This window comes from Rhodococcus maanshanensis NBRC 100610 (assembly GCF_001894865.1).
In the GTDB taxonomy this organism is placed as follows: domain Bacteria; phylum Actinomycetota; class Actinomycetes; order Mycobacteriales; family Mycobacteriaceae; genus Rhodococcus_G; species Rhodococcus_G maanshanensis.
Window position 1 is genome coordinate 1 of sequence record NZ_BCXA01000029.1, and the last position, 14,306, is coordinate 14,306.

Annotated in this window: 13 protein-coding genes; 11 read left to right on the forward strand and 2 right to left on the reverse strand. The window is 69.7% G+C overall.

Annotated elements, in window-relative coordinates:
• Positions 1-88: 88 nt before the first annotated feature.
• The 8 genes from RM1_RS14720 to RM1_RS14755 all read left to right on the forward strand — a co-directional run bounded on the left by RM1_RS14720 (position 89) and on the right by RM1_RS14755 (position 9,083).
• Positions 89-763: a TetR family transcriptional regulator gene (locus RM1_RS14720; protein WP_072752441.1), complete on the forward strand. Its 675-nt coding sequence runs from the start codon at positions 89-91 to the stop codon at positions 761-763.
• 121 nt (positions 764-884) lie between these two features.
• The gene (locus tag RM1_RS14725) at positions 885-2,045 is read left to right on the forward strand and encodes an acyl-CoA dehydrogenase (RefSeq protein WP_072752292.1); all 1,161 of its coding nucleotides are present in this window, start codon (positions 885-887) and stop codon (positions 2,043-2,045) included.
• A gap of 68 nt (positions 2,046-2,113) precedes the next feature.
• Complete coding sequence (locus RM1_RS14730; protein WP_072752294.1) at positions 2,114-3,304, forward strand: sensor histidine kinase; 1,191 nt, start codon at positions 2,114-2,116, stop codon at positions 3,302-3,304.
• 1 nt (position 3,305) lies between these two features.
• Entirely contained in the window at positions 3,306-4,001 is a 696-nt protein-coding gene (locus RM1_RS14735; protein WP_072752296.1) for a response regulator, read from the forward strand.
• A gap of 168 nt (positions 4,002-4,169) precedes the next feature.
• Positions 4,170-5,021: a type IV toxin-antitoxin system AbiEi family antitoxin domain-containing protein gene (locus tag RM1_RS14740; protein ID WP_083576733.1), complete on the forward strand. Its 852-nt coding sequence runs from the start codon at positions 4,170-4,172 to the stop codon at positions 5,019-5,021.
• A gap of 158 nt (positions 5,022-5,179) precedes the next feature.
• On the forward strand, positions 5,180-5,935 hold the full coding sequence (locus RM1_RS14745) for an ABC transporter ATP-binding protein (protein WP_072752298.1): 756 nt from the start codon (positions 5,180-5,182) through the stop codon (positions 5,933-5,935).
• Entirely contained in the window at positions 5,929-8,379 is a 2,451-nt protein-coding gene (locus tag RM1_RS14750; protein WP_072752300.1) for an ABC transporter permease, read from the forward strand. The genes RM1_RS14745 and RM1_RS14750 overlap by 7 nt, the downstream gene beginning before the upstream one ends.
• A 203-nt stretch (positions 8,380-8,582) precedes the next feature.
• Positions 8,583-9,083, forward strand: coding sequence for a pyridoxamine 5'-phosphate oxidase family protein (locus tag RM1_RS14755; RefSeq protein WP_245816353.1), 501 nt, complete (start codon positions 8,583-8,585; stop codon positions 9,081-9,083).
• Here RM1_RS14755 and RM1_RS14760 read toward each other — a convergent pair.
• Together RM1_RS14760 and RM1_RS14765 are read right to left on the reverse strand one after the other, a co-directional pair.
• Positions 9,067-9,771 (reverse strand): TIGR03089 family protein, encoded by a 705-nt coding sequence (locus RM1_RS14760; protein WP_072752445.1) that lies wholly within the window; start codon positions 9,769-9,771, stop codon positions 9,067-9,069. The two genes, RM1_RS14755 and RM1_RS14760, sit on opposite strands and share 17 nt — an antisense overlap.
• Before the next feature lie 38 nt (positions 9,772-9,809).
• A complete protein-coding gene (locus tag RM1_RS14765) occupies positions 9,810-11,336 on the reverse strand; it encodes an LCP family protein (protein ID WP_083576734.1) in 1,527 nt (508 codons plus the stop codon).
• A 106-nt stretch (positions 11,337-11,442) separates the two neighbouring features.
• Here RM1_RS14765 and rfbD point away from each other — a divergent pair, with 106 nt between their 5' ends.
• The 3 genes from rfbD to manB are packed head-to-tail and all read left to right on the forward strand — an operon-like array spanning position 11,443 to position 14,291.
• Complete coding sequence (gene rfbD, locus RM1_RS14770) at positions 11,443-12,303, forward strand: dTDP-4-dehydrorhamnose reductase (RefSeq protein WP_072752303.1); 861 nt, start codon at positions 11,443-11,445, stop codon at positions 12,301-12,303.
• Positions 12,304-12,313: 10 nt separating this feature from the next.
• Positions 12,314-13,207 (forward strand): glycosyltransferase family 2 protein, encoded by an 894-nt coding sequence (locus tag RM1_RS14775; RefSeq protein ID WP_072752450.1) that lies wholly within the window; start codon positions 12,314-12,316, stop codon positions 13,205-13,207.
• Positions 13,197-14,291 carry a mannose-1-phosphate guanylyltransferase gene (manB, locus tag RM1_RS14780; protein WP_072752305.1) on the forward strand — a complete coding sequence of 365 codons (1,095 nt, stop codon included), beginning with the start codon at positions 13,197-13,199 and terminating at the stop codon, positions 14,289-14,291. The genes RM1_RS14775 and manB overlap by 11 nt, the downstream gene beginning before the upstream one ends.
• Positions 14,292-14,306: the final 15 nt, after the last annotated feature.

Below are 14,306 nucleotides of genomic sequence, written 5' to 3' on the forward strand. Positions count from 1 at the left end.
CCTAGGCCGCTCCGCGGCCCGTGCGCGGTTGACGGGTGCAGGGACTCGTCAACCGCGCACGGGCGGCGCAGCCGCCTACGCTGTGCTCATGCCCGACGACACAGACCGGTTCCGTCTCCACGTGGTGTCGGAGGCGTTGCGGCTCTTCTCCGAGAAGGGCTACGAGGCGACCAGTGTGGACGAGATAGCCGAGGCGGCCGGCATCTCGCGTCGCACCTTCTTCCGGCAGTTCCGCTCCAAGGAAGACGTGGTGTTCGCCGACCACGAGATCCTGCTGGCCCAGGCGCAGGAATACCTCGCCGCCGACCATGACGATCCGTGGGACGCGGTCTGCGACGCCGCGATGATCGTCTTCGAGCGGTTCTCGCAGTGGAACGACATGGCCACCCGGCGCTACGCGGTGGTGCACGAGGTGCCCGCGCTGCGGGACCGGGAGATCGTGACCGGATTCCGGTACGAGCGACTGTTCGTCGACTACCTGCGTCGCGCGTTGCCCGGTGAGCCGGACCTGTCGATGGTGCAGTTCTCCGCGTCGGTGACCGCCACCCACAACTACCTGCTGCGCCGGATGGTCCGCGACGGAGCCGAGGCCACCTCCGAGGACCTGCGCGCGGCATTGGCCGACATCCGGCGGGGTGTCGGCAGGCGCGACGCCCCGGCCGCCGACGGGGACGGCGAGATGGTGGTGGCGGTGTTCCCGCGCGGCACCGCGCCGCGCCGGGTGGCGGAGCTGCTGCGTCGCAGGCTCGAGGAGGACGAGTAGGGGTGGCACTCGGTGCCGCAGTGTGGCACGTCTTACCGGCGACTCGTCGGGAGTGTGCGGTATGATGGCCCGTGAATGGCACTGAGTGCCGCGCCCCGAGACGTCTACGAGGAGCAACCAGATGGCTGGCAACCCCGACTTCGACCTGTTCAAGCTCGCCGACGAGCACGATGAGCTGCGGGCAGCGATCCGCGCGCTGTCGGAGAAGGAGATCGCGCCCTACGCAAAGGATGTCGACGAGAACTCCCGGTTCCCCGAGGAGGCTCTCAAGGCGCTCGTCAACTCGGGCTTCAACGCGATCCACGTCCCCGAGGCCTACGACGGCCAGGGCGCCGATTCCGTGGCCACCTGCATCGTGATCGAGGAGGTGGCCCGCGTCTGCGGTTCGTCCTCGCTGATCCCCGCCGTGAACAAGCTCGGCACCATGGGCCTGATCCTCAACGGCTCGGAGGAGCTCAAGCAGCAGGTGCTCCCGTCGCTCGCCGCGGGCGAGGCGATGGCCTCCTATGCGCTCTCCGAGCGCGAGGCGGGCTCCGACGCCGCCAGCATGCGCACCCGCGCCAAGGCCGAGGGTGACGACTGGATCCTCAACGGCTCCAAGTGCTGGATCACCAACGGCGGCAAGTCGACCTGGTACACCGTCATGGCCGTGACCGACCCCGACAAGGGCGCCAACGGCATCTCCTCCTTCATGGTCCACAAGGACGACGAGGGCTTCGTCGTCGGCCCGAAGGAGAAGAAGCTCGGCATCAAGGGTTCGCCCACCGCCGAGCTGTACTTCGAGAACTGCCGCATCCCCGGCGACCGCATCATCGGCGAGCCCGGCACCGGCTTCAAGACCGCGCTGCAGACCCTCGACCACACCCGCCCGACCATCGGCGCCCAGGCCGTCGGCCTTGCGCAGGGCGCGCTCGACGCGGCCCTGGCCTACACCAAGGACCGCAAGCAGTTCGGCAAGTCGATCTCCGACTTCCAGGCCGTGCAGTTCATGCTCGCCGACATGGCGATGAAGGTCGAGGCCGCTCGCCTGATGGTGTATACCTCCGCCGCCCGCGCCGAGCGCGGCGAGAAGAACCTCGGCTTCATCTCCGCGGCGGCCAAGTGCTTCGCCTCGGACGTCGCGATGGAGGTGACCACCGACGCCGTGCAGCTGTTCGGTGGCGCCGGTTACACCACCGACTTCCCGGTCGAGCGGATGATGCGCGACGCCAAGATCACCCAGATCTACGAGGGCACCAACCAGATTCAGCGTGTCGTGATGTCGCGCGCGCTGCTCAAGTGAGCTGACGTATGAGTCGACCTGTGGCCGGTGAGCGAGCTCACCGGCCACAGGTGTTTACGCTGGGGTCCATGCCCCGATTCCCGCTGAGCGAGCGCTGGTACCGCTGGAGCGCCGATCACGCCGTCGGGATCGACCGCACCGTCGCGGCGTTCTTCGCGCTCATCGGTCTGGCGGCGTCGGTCGGCCTGGGGCCCGTCGATGTGGTGATCGCGTTGGGACTCACGGTGCCCCTGGCCTGGCGCCGCCTCCGGCCGGTCGCGGCCGCCGCGGCGGTGGCGTTCTTCTCGGTGGCGTATCTGATCGTCTCGGGTGATCAGACCAATCTCGTCATGCCCGGCATCTGCGTGCCGATCGCGCTGTACGCGCTCGCGGCATACGGACCGAGGTGGGCGAGCGGCTGGGGCCTGGCCGCGGCCATCGTCGGTGTGACCGTGGCCGGCTTCCGGTATTTCGGCGGCGAGCAGTCCACGTGGCAGGCCCACGCGTTCCTGATCGCGTTCCTGATCGTGTACATCACCGCGGTGTGGGCGTTCGGCGACCTGCGCCGGGTGCGCAACCAGGAGCTCGAGGGACTCACCGAGCGGGCCCGGCTGCTCGAACTGGAGCGGGCGCAGGAGGCGGAGATCGCCGCCATCAACGAGCGCACCCGGATCGCGCGGGAGATGCACGACATCGTGGCGCACTCGCTGACCGTCGTGATCGCGCAGGCCGACGGCGGTCGGTACAGCGCGGCCGCCGACCCCGCAGCTGCGGTCACGGCGCTGGAGACCATCTCCCAGACCGGGCGGCAGGCGCTGACGGACATGCGTGCGTTGCTGTCCGTGCTGCGCGAGGACCGGCCGCGTGAATATTCCTCGACCCCAGGGGTTTCCGATATCGACACGCTGATCGAGGAGGTCCGCAAGGGTGGCCTCGGCGTACAGCTCACCACCGACGGCGAGCGGCGCGTGCTGTCCACGGGCGCCGAGCTGACGGCGTACCGGATCGTGCAGGAATCGCTGACCAACGTGCTCAAGCACGCGGGACCCGCGGCCAGTGTCGAGGTCACCGAGCGCTGGACCGACGAGGCACTGGAACTGACGGTCGTCGACGACGGCAGGGGAGCGTCCGGCGCCCTGGTCGCACCGTCCGCGGGCGGGCAGGGTGTGCTCGGGATGCGCGAACGGGCAGAGTTGTACGGCGGCAGCTTCGAGGCCGGACCCGCCCCTGGAGGCGGTTACCGGGTGCACACCGTGCTGCCCTATTCGAGAGGTGAATGACATGTCCGATGCCGCAACGGGTCCGATCCGAATCGCGATCGTCGACGATCAGCAGCTGGTCCGCGCCGGGTTCCGGATGGTGATCGATTCCCAGCCCGACATGAGCGTCGAGGTCGAGGCCTCGGACGGTGAGCAGGCGCTGCGCGAGCTCGCGCGGGTTCCGGTCGACGTGGTCCTGATGGACGTGCAGATGCCGAACCTGGACGGCATCGAGGCCACCCGTCGCCTGACCGCGCTCGAGCACTCGCCGAAGGTGGTGGTGCTCACCACCTTCGACAACGACGAGTACGTGGTGGCCGCGATCTCCGCGGGTGCCAGCGGCTTCCTGCTCAAGGATGCGCAACCGGAGGACCTGCTCGCCGCGCTGCGAACCGTGTACCGAGGCGACGCGGTGATCGCCGCGCGGTCGACCCGTCGGCTGCTCCAGCACGTGGGTCCGATGCTGGCAGGCACGTCAACGGTCGAGCGCCCCCAGCTGCCCGAGGACCTGACGCCAAGGGAGGTGGAGGTGCTCGAGGCGATGGCGCACGGATTGTCGAACACCGAGATCGCGACGAAGTTCTTCGTCTCAGAGGCGACCGTGAAGACGCACGTGGGACGCGTGCTGGCGAAGACGGGGTCGCGGGACCGGGTGCAGGCGGTGGTGTTCGCGTACCAGACCGGGCTGGTGCAGCCGGAGGATCTGCTCGGCGGGTAGCCCGGAGTCACGTCACAGTCTGTGAGTGAAATGCGCGAAACCTCGCGAAACGCGCACAGAGTGTGGGCTCGGTCCGGGTTGTCCACACCCGGGACTGCATCCACAGGCCGTGGCATTCGCCCAGGGCGCCGCTGATGGACATCCCACACAGGGCGCGAAGGTCGTGCCATGAACCCCTTCGGAGTACGGACCCGAGTCGAACTGCTCGAGGCGGGTGTCGCGAGCAGCACCATCCACGACCGGTGCCGCAGCGGCCGGTACACGCGGCTGGCGCCGGGCATCTACTGCATCTGTGAACCCACCCCGCACGCACTGTGCTCGGCGGCGGTCCTGTGGCAACCGACCGCGGTGCTGAGCCACCGCACGGCTGCCTGGATCTGGAACATGCTTCCGGCTCCCAGCATCATCGAAGTCTCCGTGCCCGCCCATGTCAGCGTCCGACCACCGAGTTGGCTTCGGCTATACCGTCGAGCGGTCGCGGCCGAGAACGTCACGTCGGCATGGTCGATGCCGACGGTGGATCCCGAACGCGCCATGCTGGATTCGGTGGCGGTGCTGCCGCGACACGAGGCCGACGTCATGGTCGATGGGCACATCCGGACCAACGTGAACGCAAGAAAGCTGCAGCTGATGTGCGACGAGGACGCCGGACGGGTCGGGGTCCGGGAGCAGCGGAGGCAACTGTATGTGGCCGCCGGCTGGGCGGCCTCCGAACCGGAGCGGAAGTTCGGCCGCGCGCTCGCCGCGCGTCGTTGCAAGCTGGTGCCGAACCACAGCGTCGGCGCGTACTACTGTGACTTCGTCGACGAGCGCTCCCGAACGATCGTCGAGATCGATGGCCGCGAGTTCCACAGCGAACCCGAGGTGTTCCGAAAGGATCGGCGCCGCCAGAACTGGCTCGTTCTCCACGGTTGGCTGGTGTTGCGGTACGCGGCGTATGACGTGTACCAGCACCTGGACGAGATTGCGGATGAGACGGTGCGGGTGGTGAGGAAACGCAGACGGGCGCGTCCGGACTGAGCGCACACTCTGTGTGCAACTCGACAGCTTTCGCGCATTCGAGGGACAGAGTGTGAGAAGAATCCGGGCCCCGTCCTACCCAGGTATGACGACCTCGCCTCGAGGATCCGTCCGCACGCCGACGCGCCGAGACGGCGGTCGTTCGTAGCGTCGAGGACATGAATGCACCCACCATCACACGAACCGCCGCGGTCCGCGCCGTCGGCCTGAGCAAGAGCTACGGCGAGGGAGAGGCGGCCGTGCGCGCCCTCGACGGCGTGCACACCGAGTTCATGGGCGCGGCCTTCACCGCGATCATGGGACCCTCGGGGTCGGGCAAGTCCACGCTGATGCACTGCCTGGCAGGTCTCGACACGGCGACGTCCGGTCTGGTGTACCTCGGGGACACCGAGTTGACCGGCCTGAGTGACCGCGAGCTGACCGAATTACGCCGTCACCGAATCGGATTCGTGTTCCAGGCCTTCAACCTCCTGCCGGTGCTCACCGCGGAGGAGAACATGCTGCTGCCCATGCGTCTGGGCGGGGTGGACCCGGATCCGGAGTGGATGGCGGAGATCGTCGGACGACTGGGGCTCACCGAACGACTCGGACACCTGCCACACGAGCTCTCCGGCGGCCAGCAGCAGCGCGTCGCGGTCGCAAGGGCCCTGCTGCCCCGGCCCGACGTCATCTTCGCGGACGAGCCGACGGGAAACCTCGATTCACGATCGGGCACGGAGGTTCTCGAGTTGCTCCGCTCCAGCGTCCGGGAGTTCGGGCAGACGGTCGTGATGGTCACCCACGACCCGGTGGCGGCGTCCTATTCGGACCGGGTGGTGCTGATCGCCGACGGGCGGATCGCCGGTGAGATCGACCGCCCCACCACCGATTCGGTGATCGAGACGATGCGCGAACTCGGGGCGAGGGCATGCTGAGGCTCACCCTCGCGCAGGCGCGCGCGCACTTCGGGCGGTACCTGGCCGCGATGCTCGCGGTGCTGATCGCGGTGGCCTTTGTCGTCGCGACCCTCGTGCTCAGTTCGACCGCCACCGCAGGCGTCACCAATTCCCTTGCCGGACAGTATCGGAGCACCGACTTCGTGGTCTCCGATCTCGGGGACGGTCTGCAAGCCCAGCGGGCGGCGGACGCGGTCCGCTCGGTGCCGGGGGTGCGGGCGGTGACCACCGACATGTCCACCCCGGTGAAGGTGACGGCGCCGGGTTCGGACAAGTCGTTCGGCGGGGCCACCTCGGTGGCCGCGGATGCGGACCTGCGCTGGCAGAAGCTGGCGGACGGTCGCTTCCCGAGTGCACCGGGCGAGATCGCGGTCGGCTCGAACTCGGATCTGCCCATCGGAACCCGCGTCGCGGTGACGGCCATGGGCGAGAGCACGGGCCCGGATGCCGGCGAGGCCACCGTCGTCGGCACGGTGGACCTCGACGGCACCGCGCAACGTATGGACGGGATCTCGGTCTATGCGACCGCGGCCGACATCGAGGCATGGACCGACGGCCAGGCCGCCAGGGAGCTGCGTGTCGCGGGCGGCGACCGCGACGCCGTCGCCGCTGCGCTCCCGCCCGGAGCCACGGTGATCACCGGGGCCGACAAGGCCGACGAGGTCTCGGCGAGGTTCCTCGGCAGCAGCGACATGCTGCGCAACGTGCTGCTCGCGTTCGGTGCGCTCGCGGTGGTGGTGTCCGGGCTGGTCATCGCCAACACGTTCGCGGTGCTGCTGGCGGCGCGCACCCAGGAGCTGGCGTTGCTCCGCTGCGTCGGCGCGACGAGCGACCAGATTCGCCGCAGCGTCCGCATCGAGTCGCTGGTGGTGGGCCTGCTGGCCTCGCTGGCCGGGCTTGCGACGGGCGTGGCCCTTGCCGCGGCCGTGACCCGGGTCGCTGGCGCGCTCGACGTTCCCATCCCGCTGGACGATCTCGCCGTCTCGCCCACCGCGCTCGCGGTCGGCCTGCTGGTCGGGGTCGTGGTCACCTACCTGGCGGCGGTCGCTCCGGCGCGGTCGGCCACCGCCGTGTCGCCGCTCGCGGCCCTGACCCCTGCCGAGGCCAAGCCCGAACCGATGGGGGCGTCGCGCTTGCGACGGTTCGTCGGTGTCGCGGGCCTGGTCGGCGGAGGCGCGGTATTGACCGCCGGTGTGCTGGGAAAGCAGGTGCTGGCGGCGGCAGGCGGTGCGCTGGTCTTCTTCGTCGCGGTGGTCCTGCTGTGCCGATACATCGTGCCGCCCGCGGTGGCGGCGTTCGGAAAGGTGCTGGGACGTGTGTCGGGTCCGTTGGGGGATCTGGCGGCGGGAAACGCGGGCCGCAATCCCCGCAGGACCACGGCCACGGCGACGGCGCTGCTGATCGGCGTCTGCGTGACCGCGACGATGATCGTCGGGATCGCGACCGTCAAGGCCAGCGCCCCGAGCGCGCTCGACGAGCAGTTCCCCATCGACGTCTCGGTGTCGGGCGAGGCGGGTTCCGCGCTGCCTGCGACGCTGGGCGAGCGGATCGGCGAGGTGGATCGGGTGACCGCGGTGGCGGCGCTCTCGAGCGGCGACGTGACCACCGGTTCCGGGCAGGAGCTGACCGTGATCGGGGTGGATCCGGCGGATGCGGCCGCGGCGCTCCGTGTGTCGATCACGCTGCCGCGGCCCGGCCAGATCGCGGTGTCGCCCGAACAGCTCGAGGAGTTGGGGGCGCGCGCGGGGGAGTCGATCGACGTCCGCGGTGACGGCGCGGTCCGGAGCCTGACGGCGGTGGCCGGAGTGGACGGGCAGCCGCCCCTGATGGTCCGTGCGGACCTGGCGGCGGTGACGGCGAACGCGGCATCGGATTCGCTGTGGGTCCGATTCGCGGATGATCTCACCGACGACGAGATCGCGACCGTGCAGCGGGAGGTCACCGCGCTGGCCACCGACAGCGTGCCGACCGCGGAGATCGGCGGGGCGGTGGCCATGCGGGCGGCTCTGAACTCGGTCCTGGACACCATGCTGATGATCGTGGTGGGGCTGCTGTCGGTGGCGATCCTGATCGCGGTCATCGGGGTCGGCAACACGATGGCGCTGTCGGTGATCGAACGCAGGCGAGAGAGCGGTCTGTTGCGATCGATCGGTGTCACCCGCGCGGGACTGCGAACGCTGCTGATCTACGAGGCGGTCCTGGTGTCGGTGGTCGCGTCGGTGCTCGGCGTGGTGCTCGGGCTGGCCTTCGGGCTGGCGGGTACGGCCTCGGTGTTCGGTGTCGACGACCTGGTGCTGCCCTCGCTGCCGTGGCCGGAGCTGGCGGCCACGGTGTTGGTCGGCGGGATCGCCGGGGTGATCGCGGCGCTGCTGCCTGCGAGGAGCGCCGCCAGGGTGTCGCCCGTCGAGGCGATGGCGGCCTGACCTGGACGTGTGCCAGCGGGAGGCGAGTTCGCTGCGACGCGAGGCCCGGGCCGGTCGAGTTCGACCGGCCCGGGCCTCGCGCGGCCGGTCCCGGCCGGTTCCCGCGCGGTAACCGGGTGTCGCCGAAGTGCCTTCTTCCCCTTCCCTTTCCGCTGATCCATGCTGGTGTCGGTTACGAAAAGGTACCGAGACAGGAGATGGTCATGAAGGTGACGTCGTTTGCGGCGATCGAGGAAGAATTCGACGCGTTCGTCGGGTCGATCGTCTACTCCACGATGGTCACGGTCGACAGCAAGGGGCGGCCGAGGACGAGAGTGCTGATCCCGGTATGGGAGGTGGTCGACGGCCGCCCGCTCGGCTGGTTGGCCACCTATCGGACCCCTGTCAAAGCCGCGCACCTGCGCGGGAACCCGCACACCAACTTCTCCTACTGGGCGCCCGGCAACAATTCCGTGGCGATCGACACGGTCGCGGACTGGGTCGACGACGGCGCCACCAAACGCAAGGTGTGGGACCTCTATCGCCGGACCAGCCCGCGTGGGGCGGGATACGACCTGGGCAACTTCTGGCGGTCGCCCGAGGATCCGGAACTGCACGTGCTGCGCCTGGATCCCTGGCGAATCCAGGTGATCCGGGGGCGGGATCTGCGCAGCCGGATCTGGACGGCCGAGCCCGCCGGGGATCGGCTCAGCGTCGGATCGTGATCTTCTCGGAGGTCATCCGCCTGGTCATCGCGTCGTCGGAGGGGCGCGCGACCTGGACCAGCGAGGCGCCGACGGACAGGGTGGCGAGCAGACCCTCGATCAGTTCGGTCGCGGTACCCCACTCGGAGCTCGAGAGCACGCGATCCGCGCGGCCGATGGACTGGGCCGAGGCGGAGTCCGTTGCCGCGGTGAGCACCTCGGCGATCGACAGACCGTCGAGCGCCGACGATGCGCCGGAGTCCGGCCGGAACTGGTCGCCGTGCACGCGCACCGAGGTGGCGTAGTCGGTGACGCCGACCGGGAGCCCCTCGGCGGGGCGACCGAACGCGTCGAGCGAGAGCACCGCGACCTCGGGCGCGTCCTCGACCTCGGCGAGCCGGTCCGCCGAGACCAGGGCGAGCTCCGCGTCGTCCGCGGGCGCCAGCAGCACCTCGGCGCCGGCCCACCAGCAGCCGAGCAGCACGGCGGCGCTCTGCCAGTGCGCGGGGAGCAGCACACAGATCCGGGCGCCCGGCAGCAGGCCGAACTCGTCACGAATCAGGTTGGCGGTCTTGGCGGCCCAGTTGGCGAGGGTGAGGGCGGACAGTTCGATCCGCTCACCGCTGACGTCGTCGTAATAGGTGATGCGGGGGCCGGCCGGGTCCTGCTGCAGGATCGGATCGAGAAGGGCCGCAGTCAGGTTGGTCACGGATGTGTTCGGATCGGGCACTTCCATCGCCGTTCTCGCTAGTTGACGCACCGCGGGCCCTTGCTCCCGGCGTCGATCGCCGGTCCGGGGGGCGCGGGGGTGGGACTGGTGCCCATGTCGACGATATCCGAGGTGGGCCCCGCGGCGGAGTCCGAGCCGGGACCGGTGTAGTCGGCGGCGATCAGGACCTTCACGGCGCCGGTGGGCAGCGAGCTGTCGCCGACGATGGTCAGGCCGCCGAGGGCCGCCGCAACGGCTTTCGCCGCGTCGGACTCGGGGTCGGCCGTGAGGACGCGGCTCGTGCTCACCGTGGTGCCGGTGTTGTTCCCGACCTCGCCCTGCACGTAGCCGCGCTCGGTCAGTGCCTCCGACACCCGGGAGGCGAGACCGCCGATCCCGCTGTCATTGGACACGTCGACGGTGACCTTCGAGGTGTCGATCGACGGCAGCTCGCTGCCGGTGGTGGCCTCGCTGTCGCTGTCGCTGTCGCTGTCGCTGTCGCTGTCGCTGTCACTGTCGCCCACCAGTCCGGCGACGAAGGTGCGGACGGCCTTCGGGTCCACCTGCACGATCGACTCGCCGTAGTCGGTCATCGCGTTGAGGTCGACGACCGGGATGGTCTGGAACTTGACCTCCCCGCCCGCGAGGCCCTGCAGTTGCCGGGCGAAATCGATGATGTCCCAGTTGTCGTCGAGGACAACCGAACGCTGCACGGCGGAGGTGAGCTGCGCGAGCTTGCCGGGATTGCTCAACGTCTTGGCATTGAGGACCTCGTGCACCAGAGACGCCATGAAGACCTGCTGGCGGACGATGCGGTCGAGGTCGCCGCGCGGGAGGTCGTGCCGCTGCCGGACGAAGGACAACGCGTTCGACCCGCTGAGGGTCTGTTCGCCCGCCGGGAACTTCGCACCGGACATCCACTCGTCGACCGGGTTGTTCAGGCACACGTCGACGCCGCCAACGGCATCGGTGAGCAGGACGAATCCCAGCAACCCCACCTCGCCGTAGTGGTCGACCGTGATGCCGGTGAGGTTGGCGACCGACTTGATCAGGGCCTCGCGGCCGGCCTGGGTCGCCTCCTTGTCGGCCGTGTCCTCGGAGTCGCCGTCGTCGAGCAACCGTTGCCGCTCGGTGGCCCGGGTGGCCCCGAAGGCCGCGTTGATCTTCGAACGGCCGATGCCGGGGACCTCGACATACGAGTCACGGGGGATCGAGACGGCCGTCGCCGAGCTGCCGTCGGTCGGCACCCGGATGAGCACGATGGTGTCGGTGTTGTCGGCCTCGGCCTCGCCCGCTCGGAGCGAGGCCAGTTCGTCGGCGGAGAGCGGATTGCCGTGCGCGTCGGTGCGACTGTCGGTGCCGACCATGAGGATGTCCACCGCGCCGTCCTTGCCGCCGTCGCCCAACTCCAGTCGCGCGGTTGCGAGGTTCGACGTGAGCGCATCGACGCTGCGCCACGCGAATCCGGTGATGAGGAGGACGAGGACCGAAGCGGCGGCGACGGCGATCTGGCCCCGACCGAAGGCGGTACGCCCCGTCGTCGGAGCTTCCTCGTTGTCCGGCACCTGATGCCCCCTAACTCTGCATGTGGTTCACCCCGACCGTGGTCCAGGCTACTGGTGGGGACGCGTGGTTCCTGTGTCCGCGGACCGGCGTGCCAGACTTTCCTCTGTGAGAAAGATCCTTGTGACCGGGGCCGGTGGCCAGCTCGGCACGCAGTTGCTGCGCCGCGGTGCCGCGGCAGGTCTGGACGTTGTCGGATTCGGGTCGAGAGACCTCGACATCACCGATGGTGAGGCGGTCGACAGGTTCGTCGAGCCCGGCACCGTCGTCATCAACTGCGCCGCATACACCGCGGTCGATGCGGCCGAATCCGACGAGCAGGCCGCCGAGAGGGTGAATGTGCTCGGGCCGCGGAATCTGGCGTTGGCGACCGCGCGTGTCGGCGCCCGCCTGATCCACGTGTCGACGGACTACGTGTTCGCGGGCGACGCGGACCGACCGTACGAGACCGACGCGGCCACCGGTCCGAGGACCGCATACGGTCGGACCAAGCTCGACGGTGAGGGCGCGGTGCTCGCCGCGGACCCGACGGCCCTGGTGGTGCGGACCGCGTGGGTCTACACCGGCGTCGGCGCGGATTTCGTGGCCACGATGAGGCGCCTGGAGCGCGAACGTGACACGGTCGACGTGGTCGACGACCAGATCGGGTCGCCGACCTATGCGGGTGACCTCGCCGACGGTTTGTTGCAGCTGGCCGGTTCGCCCGCGGTGCCGGGCGGGGTGCTGCACGCGACGAACTCCGGCCAGGCGAGCTGGTTCGATCTAGCCAGGGCGGTGTTCGCCGGGGTCGGGGCCGACCGGGATCGGGTGCGCCCGTGCACCAGCGCCCAGTTCGTGCGGCCCGCGCCGCGGCCTGCGTACTCGGTGCTGTCGGGGGCGTCATGGGTCGGCGCCGGCCTGACCCCGCTTCGGCCGTGGCAGGAGGCGCTGACGGCGGCCCTGGCACAGTTGCCGCCGGCCAACGACTAGGGTTGCCGGCGTGAGTTCGCAGCTGGCCGTGGTGACGGTGACCTATTCGCCGGGCAAGCACCTTCAGAGTTTCCTCGACACCCTCGAGGGAGCCACGACCTTGCAGACCCAGGTCATCATGGCCGACAACGGGTCGACGGACGGTGCTCCCGAGGCCGCACTGGAACAGAATTCGAATGTGCGCCTGCTGCGCACGGGCGGGAACATCGGCTACGGCGGTGCCATCAACCGCGCGGTCGCCGAGCTGGACCCCGATGTCGAGTTCGTGGTGATCGCCAATCCCGATCTCCGCTGGGGCGCCGGATCCCTCGATCTGCTGCTCGAAGCGGCACAGCGCTGGCCGCGCGCGGGCGCCCTCGGTCCGATGGTGCTGGAACCGGACGGCAGCGTGTACCCGTCGGCGCGTCAGGTCCCCGGGCTCGTCTCGGGCGCAGGCCACGCCCTCCTCGGCAGCGTCTTGCCGTCCAATCCGTGGACCCAGCGGTACCGCCAGGAGAACGAGCAGGTGTCCGAGCGCCCCGTGGGGTGGCTCTCGGGATCCTGCCTGCTGGTGCGTCGAGCCGCGTTCGACTCGATCAACGGGTTCGATTCCCGGTACTTCATGTACATGGAGGACGTCGACTTCGGCGATCGACTCGGCCGCGCGGGCTGGCACAACGTGTTCGTGCCCTCGGCGGAGGTGACCCACGCCAAGGGACATGCGGCAGGGCGGCATCCGGAGCTGATGCTGCCTGCACATCACCAGAGCGCCTACCGCTTCCAGGCCGATCGGCATCCGCATTGGTGGCAGGCGCCGCTCCGGTGGGCGCTGCGCGGCGGTCTCGCGGTGCGGTCGAAGGTGGCCGTCGCCGCGGCGGTACGGAACAGGGCGAAGAACGAGGGGACTGCAGACGATGGTGAATGACCAAGTGGCGAGCGAACCGAACGTGGACGCGGTGGTTCTCGTCGGAGGCAAGGGCACCAGGCTGCGGCCGCTGACGCTCTCCGCGCCGAAGCCCATGCTGCCGACGGCGGGTCTGCCCTTCCTGCAGCACCTGCTGGCGCGCATCGGCGCGGCCGGGATCAAGCACGTCGTGCTCGGTACCTCGTTCAAGGCCGAGGTCTTCGAGGAGTACTTCGGCGACGGGTCGTCGATGGGTCTGGAGATCGAGTACGTCACCGAGACCGAGCCGCTCGGCACCGGAGGCGGTATCAGGAACGTGCTGCCCAAGCTCCGCGCGGACAACGTGATCGTCTTCAACGGCGACGTGCTCGGCGGCACCGACCTGCGGGCCGTGCTGGACACGCACCGGCACACCGAGGCGGACGTGACCATGCACCTGGTCCGGGTGGGGGATCCGCGTGCCTTCGGTTGCGTGCCGACCGACGAGGACGGCCGCGTCACGGACTTCCTCGAGAAGACCCAGGATCCGCCGACCGACCAGATCAACGCCGGTTGCTACGTCTTCAGGCGCGAGATCATCGAGAAGATCCCCGCCGGGCGCCCGGTCTCGGTGGAGCGCGAGGTGTTCCCCGGGCTGTTGGCCGAGGGTCGACGCGTCTTCGGGCATGTCGATGCGGCCTACTGGCGCGACATGGGCACGCCGGAGGACTTCGTCCGTGGGTCCGCGGATCTGGTGCGCGGCATCGCGCCCTCGCCCGCGCTGGACGGCCCGCGGGGAGAGTCGCTGGTGCACCCGGGTGCGGGCATCGCGCCGGGAGCGGTGCTGATCGGCGGCACTGTGGTCGGACGCGGCGCGGAGATCGGCGCGGGTGCGCGTCTCGACGGTGCGGTCGTCTTCGACGGCGCGGTCATCGAGGCGGGCGCGACGGTGGAGCGATCGATCGTCGGATTCGGCGCTCGGATCGGTCCGCGTGCGCTGGTGCGCGATGCGGTGATCGGGGACGGCGCGGACGTCGGTGCCCGCTGCGAACTGTTGCGTGGCGCGCGGGTGTGGCCGGGTGTGGCCCTGCCCGACGGCGGGGTGCGGTTCTCCACCGACGTGTGACCCCAGCCGGTGTGA